The organism is Streptomyces sp. NPDC004788 (assembly GCF_053601115.1).
Window position 1 is genome coordinate 68,704 of record NZ_JBSGBF010000036.1, and the last position, 8,804, is coordinate 77,507.

General features: G+C 73.8%; 8 protein-coding genes. 4 read left to right on the plus strand and 4 right to left on the minus strand.

Annotated features, from left to right (window positions below; translation table 11 throughout):
• Window positions 1-30 precede the first annotated feature (30 nt).
• Both ACWEJX_RS18235 and ACWEJX_RS18240 read left to right on the plus strand, forming a co-directional pair.
• A complete protein-coding gene (locus ACWEJX_RS18235; RefSeq protein ID WP_451608442.1) occupies window positions 31-624 on the plus strand; it encodes a sigma-70 family RNA polymerase sigma factor in 594 nt (197 codons plus the stop codon).
• Window positions 621-1,898, plus strand: coding sequence for a zf-HC2 domain-containing protein (locus tag ACWEJX_RS18240; protein WP_451608443.1), 1,278 nt, complete (start codon window positions 621-623; stop codon window positions 1,896-1,898). Before ACWEJX_RS18235 ends, ACWEJX_RS18240 begins: the two co-directional genes overlap by 4 nt.
• A 32-nt stretch (window positions 1,899-1,930) precedes the next feature.
• Here ACWEJX_RS18240 and purU read toward each other — a convergent pair whose 3' ends face one another.
• Window positions 1,931-2,782 carry a formyltetrahydrofolate deformylase gene (gene purU / locus ACWEJX_RS18245; RefSeq protein ID WP_451608444.1) on the minus strand — a complete coding sequence of 284 codons (852 nt, stop codon included), beginning with the start codon at window positions 2,780-2,782 and terminating at the stop codon, window positions 1,931-1,933.
• Window positions 2,783-2,844: 62 nt separating this feature from the next.
• Window positions 2,845-3,291, minus strand: coding sequence for an SCO4402 family protein (locus ACWEJX_RS18250; RefSeq protein WP_403796407.1), 447 nt, complete (start codon window positions 3,289-3,291; stop codon window positions 2,845-2,847).
• A gap of 193 nt (window positions 3,292-3,484) precedes the next feature.
• Between ACWEJX_RS18250 and ACWEJX_RS18255 the strand changes: the two genes are divergently transcribed.
• The gene (locus ACWEJX_RS18255) at window positions 3,485-4,741 is read left to right on the plus strand and encodes an ABC transporter substrate-binding protein (protein WP_451608445.1); all 1,257 of its coding nucleotides are present in this window, start codon (window positions 3,485-3,487) and stop codon (window positions 4,739-4,741) included.
• A 41-nt stretch (window positions 4,742-4,782) separates the two neighbouring features.
• On the opposite strand, the gene ACWEJX_RS18260 is transcribed toward ACWEJX_RS18255, so the two are convergent.
• Together ACWEJX_RS18260 and ACWEJX_RS18265 are read right to left on the minus strand one after the other, a co-directional pair.
• Complete coding sequence (locus tag ACWEJX_RS18260; RefSeq protein ID WP_451608446.1) at window positions 4,783-6,033, minus strand: hypothetical protein; 1,251 nt, start codon at window positions 6,031-6,033, stop codon at window positions 4,783-4,785.
• Window positions 6,034-6,237: 204 nt separating this feature from the next.
• Window positions 6,238-7,620, minus strand: coding sequence for a transcriptional regulator (locus ACWEJX_RS18265; RefSeq protein WP_451608447.1), 1,383 nt, complete (start codon window positions 7,618-7,620; stop codon window positions 6,238-6,240).
• A 323-nt stretch (window positions 7,621-7,943) separates the two neighbouring features.
• Here ACWEJX_RS18265 and ACWEJX_RS18270 point away from each other — a divergent pair, with 323 nt between their 5' ends.
• Window positions 7,944-8,621 (plus strand): bifunctional DNA primase/polymerase, encoded by a 678-nt coding sequence (locus ACWEJX_RS18270; protein ID WP_451608448.1) that lies wholly within the window; start codon window positions 7,944-7,946, stop codon window positions 8,619-8,621.
• Window positions 8,622-8,804 lie beyond the last annotated feature (183 nt).

Sequence of the window (8,804 nt, forward strand, 5' to 3'; positions counted from 1 at the left end):
GTCGGGCAAGGGCTGTCGGGAGGGCCTCGGATGGCGGCGAAGGACACACCACCGCGCTGGGACCGCAGGATGCAGCAGCGGCTCGCGCGCGGTGAGGCGGCCGCGCTCGGCGAGCTCTACGACAGGTTCGCGTCGCTCGTGCACAGCCTCGCCCACCGGGTGCTCGACGACGACGACGCGGCCGACCAGGTCACCCGCGAGGTCTTCGGCTACATCTGGGAGAACCCCGACGCGTACGACCCCAAGCAGGGCAACATGCGTGCCTGGGTCGCCCGGCTCACCCAGCGGCAGGCCGTGCACCGGCTGCGGCAGGCGGAGGCGCTCGCCTTCGCGGAGAGCGGCGAGGGCTCGGCGGAGGAGCTGGAGCAGAAGGTGCGCCGGGCCTCGGTCGCGGCCCGCGCCGACTACATCGTGACGTCCATGCCGACGCCGCTGCGGCAGGCCCTGGAGCTGGCGTACTTCCAGCGCCGGGACTACCGGCAGACGGCCGCGGACCTCGGGGTGACCGAGGACGAGGCACGGCGTCGGCTGCGGCTCGGGCTCCAGCTGCTCTCGACGGCCAACACGCGGCCGCTCGAAGGCTCGTCGCCGCCCGGCCACGGCGGCTACGGACGGGCGCTGTGAGCGGGGCGAACGACGATCCCGAGGAGGTCGCGCGCGCTCCGTGGATACCGGGCCCGCGCCCGGCGGCGGACGACCACGCGGACCTGACGGCGCCCTTCGTAACGACGAGCGGGCCGGTGGAGCCCGAGCCGGAGCCGGCGAGCCCCGAACCCGCCGAGGCGGAGCCCGTACCGGAACTCCCGCACCGGGTGCTCAAGTCCCTGCTCGGGGCCTGGGCGCTGTCGGCCTGCTCGGCCGCCGAGACCCGGGCGGTCGAGGAGCACCTCACCGAGTGCGCCCCGTGCGCGGAGGAGGCGCTGCGGCTGCGCGACGCCGTCGGACTGCTGCACGCCGAGCGCGATCTGGACCTGGACCCGCTGCTGCGCTCCCGCGTCCTGGAGAACTGTCTCGGCCGCCGCCCGGCCCGGATCCCGGTGCCGGCGTGGGCGACCCCCTACGACGCGGAGACCGCCCGGCTCGACGCGCTGCTCCGCGACATCGGCGAGGCGGAGTGGCACGCGCCGGTGCGGCTCAAGTGGTTCGAGGGCGAGCGGCGGGTGAACCGGAAGACGACCGTGGCCGGGGTCATCGGCCATCTCCTCGCCGTGGACGGCCTGGTGGCGGCGTCGCTCGGGCTCGACGACCCGCTGGGCAAGGGCGTCGGCGAACTGTCGCCGGCCGAGCGGACCGAGGCGTACTGGAACGCCGCGGTCCGGCCGCCGACCCGTACGATCCGCGAACCGTGGCGGGAGCAGGGCCACACCCTGATCCGCACGGTGTCGTTCGCCGGGCGTGGCGTCGCCGACCTGACCGTGACCTACGGGGACTTCGCGATGCCGCTGCGGGACGCGCTCCTGGAGCGGGCCTTCGAGTGCTGGCTGCACGCCGGGGACATCGCGGAGGCGGTGGACTATCCGTACGAGCCGCCCAGCGGCGCGCATCTGCACCGCATGATCGACCTCGCGGCCCGTCAGCTCCCGGCCGCGCTCGCCGGGCGCCGTCGCGCGGGTCTGGCCGCCCCGCCCCGCGAACTCGTCACGGCCGGCTCCCCGGGCCGCTCCCTCCACCTGGAGATCGAGGGCGCGGGCGGCGGGCACTGGTTCATCGCCCTGGACTCCCCCGCCGCCCTCGGCTCCCGGGACCACGCGGTGGCCCAGGTCGCCATGGACGGCGTCGAGTTCTGCCAGCTCGTCGCGGGCCACATCCCGCCGGAGGAAGCGGCCGCGGGCCAGGACGGCGACCGCGAGGCGATCAGGGACGTGCTGTTCGCGGCGGCGTCGCTGAGCCGGATGTAGCGGGCGAGGGCGTCTCCGCCCCCGCCCCGGCGCTACGCGAAGACGACGGTGCGCCGCCCGTTCAGCAGGATGCGACGCTCCGCGTGCCACTTCACGGCCCGCGCCAGCGCCTGGCACTCCACGTCCCGCCCGATCGCGACCAGCTGGTCCGGCGTGACCTCGTGGCCCACCCGCTCGACCTCCTGCTCGATGATCGGGCCCTCGTCGAGGTCGGCCGTCACGTAGTGGGCGGTGGCGCCGATGAGCTTCACGCCGCGGGCGTGGGCCTGGTGGTAGGGCTTGGCGCCCTTGAAGCTCGGCAGGAAGGAGTGGTGGATGTTGATGATCCGGCCGGAGAGCTGCTTGCACAGGTCGTCGGAGAGGACCTGCATGTAACGGGCGAGGACGACCAGCTCGACGCGCTCCTCGCGGACCAGCTCCAGGAGCTCCGCCTCGGCCGCCGCCTTGGTGTCCTTGGTGACCGGGATGTGCCGGAACGGGATCCCGTACGAGCCCACCAGCTCGGCGAAGTCGGTGTGGTTGGACACCACCGCGACGATGTCGACCGGCAGGGCGCCGATCCGCGAGCGGAACAGCAGGTCGTTCAGGCAGTGGCCGAACTTCGACACCATCAGCACGACGCGCATCCGCTCGTCGGCCCGGTTGATCTGCCAGTCCATCGAGAAGGAGTCGCCGACCGCGGCGAAGCTCGCGCGCAGCTTCTCCACCGTGACCGGGGCCTCGGCCGAGAAGTGGACCCGCATGAAGAAGAGACCGGTGTCACGGTCTCCGAACTGCTGGCTGTCCTCGATGTTGCAACCCGTGATGAAGAGGTAGCTCGACACGGCGTGCACGATGCCCTGCTTGTCGGGGCTGGAAAGGGTGAGGACGTACTGGTCGGTCATCTGCCTAGCCTGCCACAGCGAGCGCCGGCGAACGCCGCCCCGTCCGTCAGGCGGACCGTCCGTCAGGCGGACCGCGTCATGATCCGCAGCACCTCCAGCGAGCGCGGCGGCGCGTCCGGGTCGTCCCCGTCGGCCGTCGCCATGCGTATGTGCGCCTCGCGCGCGGCCCGCACCGCCTCCGGCCAGCCGTGGTGCTCCAGATACGCGGAGACCGGCGCGTCCGCGCCGACCTGGTGCATGATCCGCAGCACGCGCAGGACGGCGACGTCGACGAGCGCGGCCTCGCCGGAGTCGCGGAAGATCGTCCCCACGTACTTCTCGGCGGACCAGTTGTCCAGCCAGGTGTCCTCCACCAGCCGGTACACGGCGTCGGTGATGTCCCCGTACCCCTCCTGGCCGGCCAGCCAGGCGGTCTCGTGGAACCCCGGGTCCGAGAGCATGTGCAGCGCCGAGCGCACGTTCGCGCGCCAGCGCCACCACGGCATGTCGTTCAGCGGCATGCCGCCCATGGTGGAGGAGCGACGGCCGCGACGGGAAGAGTTCACTGAAGGGGACGTGGAGCTGGACACCGTTCGATCGTACGTTCCCCCTCCGACAGCGCGGTTCCCGGCCTCGGCCGACCCCTGCAATTCACCTTGACGTCACCCACCGTTGCATCAGGCTCACCACCGCGTTACCCGTGAGGCGGAAGTGTGCATGCCCATGACCGGTAGGCGACTCACTTCCCTCATCGCGTACGTCACGACAGCGGCGGCCGCAGCGTCGCTGCTCACCGGCTGCGGCGTACTCCCTGGGGCCACGGGGGGCTCCAGGGAGCCCGTCACCGTCATGACCTGGGCTCCTGACCAGACCCGCGCCACCAACATGCCCGGCATGCCCGCCATGGCCAAGGCCTATGCCCGCTGGGTCAACGCCAACGGCGGCATCAACGGCCACGAGCTCCGCGTGCTCACCTGCAACGAAGAGAACACCACCGCCGGCGCCGCCGCGTGCGCCCGCCGGGCCGTCCACGAGGGCGCGGTCGCCGTCGTCGGCTCGTACAGCCAGAACGGCAACGCCTTCATGGCCCCGCTGGAGGCCGCCGACATCCCGTACATCGGCGGCTACGGCATCTCCGAGGACGAGTTCACCAGCCCGCTCTCCTACCCCGTCAACGGCGGCGTGGCCTCCCTCATCGCCGGCCACGGCATGCAGCTCGCCGCGAGCTGCCGCAAGGTCTCCCTGGTCCGCCCGGACACCATCGCCGGCGACCGGCTGCCCGACCTGCTCAACTCCGGGCTCCGCAAGGCCGACCACCGCAGCGCCGTCGACATCCCGGCCGTCGAGGACGCCGGCGAGTACACCCAGCAGGCCACCCGCGCCCGGGCCCGGGCGGGCGGCGACGAGGGCTGCGTCACCGCCGTGCTCGGCGAGCGCACCCAGACGTTCTTCGACTCCTTCCGGCGCCTGCCCAAGCGGAGCGGCAGCGGCTCCGTCCGGATCTCCTCCGTCCTCGGCAGCGTCGACCAGCCGCTCATCGACCGCACCGGCGGCCCGCACAGCCCCTTCGAGGGCGCCTACGTCACCGGCTGGTACCCGCAGGCCGACGACAAGGCGTGGGACCCGATGCGCAAGGTGATCAAGGAGCACGCCTTCGCCGACAACCGCGTCGACCCGACCGACACGGGCGTGCAGACCACCTGGATCGCCTACACGGTCCTCAAGCAGCTCATCGAGTCGCTCGACAGCGACAGGATCACCGGACTCCAGCTCTCGCACGCGCTCGACGAGGGCACGAAGATCGACACCGGCGGCCTGACGCCCCCGCTCCGCTGGCGGTACGACGACCTGCTCGGCGCCCCCGGTTTCCCCCGCATCGTCAACCACGACGTGACCTTCCAGGTCGTACGGGACGGACGCCTGGTGGCGGAGAAGCCCGGCTTCGTCGACGTCGGCGAGACGGTCCTGGCCGCGCCGTAGGGTCGCCGGACACCCCCTGGCGGCCAGGTCCGCCGGCCCCGTCAGAGCTGGGTGTAGTTGCGCTTCGTCAGTCCGTACTTCTCGGCGGTCGGGTTCCACAGCCCGGCCGCCGTCTTCTTCGCGGCCGTCGCCTCCAGGCTCTTGCTGTCGCCCGCGTTCGTCTCGCCGGTGTGCCGGGCGTGGCCGCCCTTGCAGAGCTTCTTGTTGCCGTTCGCCTGGTCCGCCCAGGCCGCGTAGTGGGCGTCGGCGGCGGCCGACGCCTCCCACGCCTTGACGAGGGAGGCGGACAGCGCCGTGCTGTTCGGCAGCTTGTCCACGGAGAGCGACTGGAGCCGGGTGACGAGCTCGCGGCGCTGCTGGGCCGCGCCGCGCAGGTCGGTGGCGGCCTGGTCGAGGTCCTCGCACTGCCGGATGTTCCCGACCGAGCGGATCACCGTGTCGCGGCTGTTGTTGCTGTCCGCGAGCAGCTTGTCCAGGGCCTCCGCCTGGGCCTTCACCGGGTCGGCGGCCTGCTCGCTCGGCTCGCCCGCGGAGCCGGAGGGCGCGGCCGAGCTCGCGGCCACGTTCTGCCCGCCGCCGGCCGTGTCCTTCTTGTCGTCGTCCCCGCCGCTGAGCAGCGCGCCCGCCGCGAGCCCGATCACGGCGCAGCCCGCGACGACACCCGCGATCAGCGCGAGGGGCGACTTGCGGCGCGGCGGCTCGGGCTCGTCGTCGTAGTACGCGTCCTCGTAGCCGTACTGCTGCTGCGGGGGCGGCGGCTGCGGCGGCTGGAACTGCGCGGTCGCCTGCGGCGGCGGCGCCTGCGGGTAGCCGTAACCGGGCTGCTGGGCCGGCCGCGGGGCCGGGGGCTGCGGGGTCTCGCTGCGGAACAGGTTGTCGAAGTCGGCGAGCGGCGGCCGCTCCTGCGGCACCTGGGGCGGCACCGGAGCCTGGGGCGGCACCGGAGCCTGCGGCGGCACGGGAGCCAGGTACTGGGTCGCCTGGGCGTCGGGCCCGGCGGCGACCGGCGGGATGTACTGCGTGGCCTGGGAGTCCGCGACCGGCGCGATGAACTGCGTGGCCTGGGAGTCCGGGCCGGGGTAGCCGTACCCCGGCTGCGGCTGCGGCTGCTGCGGGGCGGCCTGCGGATAGCCGTAGCCGGGCTGCGGCGGCGGCGCGGCCGGCGGCTGCGCCGGGACCGGCGGCAGGTACTGCGTGGCCTGGGCGTCCGAGGAGCCACCAGGGGTCACCTCAGGGGGGAGGGGCTGAGCGGCCGGATACTGCTGCTCCGGCCCCTGTCCGCTGTGCGTCACCGGGACTCCTGTGTGCTGGACTGCTGGGCGTTCTTGCTCTGGCTACGGAATCGTCGGCTCACGCTACCGGGTGCCCCCGGGCCGCCGCACACACGTCCGACCCGGTGTGACGCAGGTGTGACGTACGGGTGTGACGTACGGACGGGCCCCGCGCCGTACGCCCTTTCGTACGCCCTGTCGTCCGCCGCGCCGTCCGCGCGTGTCCTACGCCGCGTGCAGGTCGAGCCGCGCCCCGAACTCCCGCACCACCGCCTCCCCCGCGAACGGCTCCAGGCGGTCCTTCAGGTCGCCCAGGTACTCCGTGCCCCGCGAGGACCGCAGCGTGCCCAGCATCTCCAGGGCGCGGGTGCCGGTCCGGCAGGCCTCCTCGACCTCGCGCTGCTGGACCTGCGCCGAGGCGAGCAGCGCCAGGCCGATCGCCCGCCGCCGGACCCGCGACTCGGGGTGGCCGGCCAGGGACCGCTCGGCCGCCCGGGCCGCCTCCCGGCCCTGGCCCAGGTCGCGGTGGCAGTGCGCCAGCTCGTCCGCGAGGTACGCCTCGTCGAAGTGGGCGATCCAGGACGGGTCGTCGCCGGCGTCCGGGTCGGCCCGCTGCAGGGCCTCCTCGGCCCGGCCCGCGACCAGCTCGCAGGCACGGGCGTCGCCGAGCAGCGCGTGCCCGCGGGCCTCGGCGGCGAGGAACATCGCCTCCGCGCGCGGCGGCACCTGCCCGCGCGCGCCCTCCTGCGCGGCCCGCGCGAGCTGCGCGATCTCCCGTGGGTTGCCGAGCTGGGCCGCGAGGTGGCTCATCGACGCGGCCAGCACGTAACCGCCGTAGGCCCGGTCGCCGCCGGCCTGCGCGAGCCGCAGCGCCTGGATGTAGTAGCGCTGGGCGAGTCCCGGCTGGCCGGTGTCGACCGCCATGTAGCCGGCGAGTTCGGTGAGCCGGGAGACCGCGGCGAACAGCTCGCGGCCGACGGCCTCGCGGTAGGAGCCGGAGAGCATGCCCGACACCACGCTGTTGAGGTAGTGGACGACCACCGGGCGCACGTGCCCGCTGCCGAACTTGCGGTCCAGGTCGACCAGGGCGGCCGTCATCGCCCGTACCGCCGCCACGTCCGACGCCCCGACCCGGGCCCCGGCGTGCCGGGCGACCTGCGGGTCGGCGCCGGTGATCAGCCAGTCGCGGCTGGGCTCGACGAGCGCGGAGGCGGCGACCGTCGAGGCGGACAGGAAGTCCCGTCTGCCGACGTCGCTGCGCCACAGCTCGCAGACCTGCTCGATGGCCCCGAGCACGGTCGGCGCGAACTGGAGGCCGACGCCGGAGGCGAGGTTGCGGCCGTTGGCCATGCCGACCTCGTCGATGGTGACCGTGCGGCCGAGCTTGCGGCCGAGGGCCTCGGCGATGATGCCCGGCGCCCGGCCGCGCGGCTGCTGCCCGCGCAGCCAGCGCGCCACCGACGTCTTGTCGTAGCGCAGGTCGAGGCCGCGCTCCGCGCCGACCATGTTGACCCTGCGGGCGAGGCCGGCGTTGGAGCACCCGGCTTCCTGGATGAGCGCCTGCAGCCGTTCGTTGGGCTGGCGGGCGACGAGTGGCCTGGCTGCCATGATTGCTACCCCCTGAGGCCGCGCATGAGCGTGATCGAGGCGATCCAAGTGATCGACTGGCTGATCACTGCCCGGCTGATATCCGGTCAATGCAGATGTGAACACGCGAAACCGGACACGTCGGTCGCCCTGCCCCACCCGCCCACGCGCGGTACGGCGGTACGTCACCGACGCCCCCCGTCCCTTCCGTACCCCCCGCCCGCTCGACCTGCCCCCGCGCGCCCCCGTCCGTGCACCCGTGCGCCCCGCATGCAGGATCGATGCGCCACCCGGCCGGGGCGCCGCGCCCGTAACCCCAGGTGACGGCGGGAGTTGAGCTCGTCGTGGAAGAGACCATCGGAGTCACGGAAGCCGCACAGATCCCCAAGCAGCGCGGCGAGCTGCTGCTGGACAGCGCGGTGCGGTACGCGGAAGAGCGGCACTGGGACGTGTTCCCCGGGACCTGGCTGGAGCCGGTCGAGGGCGGCGAGCGCTGCTCCTGCGGCGCGGACGCGTGTCCGGCGCCCGGCGCGCACCCGGCCAGGCCGGACTGGTCGACGCAGGCGACGGGCAGCGCCGTCGGGGCCCGCCGGATGTGGTCGAAGCAGCCGAAGGCGTCGATCCTGCTGCCGACCGGGCGCACCTTCGACGCGATCGAGGTGTCGGAGTCGGCCGGCTTCCTCGCGCTCGCCCGGATGGAGCGGATGGAGCTGACGCTCGGCCCGGTGACCTGCACGCCGGACCGCCGGATGTTCTTCTTCGTGCTGCCCGGCGCCGCGGCCAAGGTGCCGGACCTGGTGCGCAAGCTGGGCTGGGTGCCGTCCGCGATCGACCTCGTCACGCGCGGCGAGGGGCACTTCGTGGCGGCGCCGCCGACCCGGGTCGGCGGGTACGGGGCGGTGCAGTGGGCCCGTAAGCCCACGGCGGCGAACCGCTGGCTGCCCGACGCGGAGGAGCTGATCAGCGCGCTGGCGTACGCGTGCGGGCGGGAGGCGGCGGACGCCAGGTCCCGGCGGCAATGACGGGCCCGTCCTCGCTGCCGGGTCCTGGCAATGTGGCCGAAAGGCGCTCAGCCGTATGGTGGTTCCCGACTACACGGGGACAACCGAAGGGTTGACGCAAGATGATGCTGGGGGTGCGGCTCCGGGCGCGGCGCGGGTGGCGGCTGCGGGTCGGGTCCGGGGCGCGGTGGCACCGGCGGTACC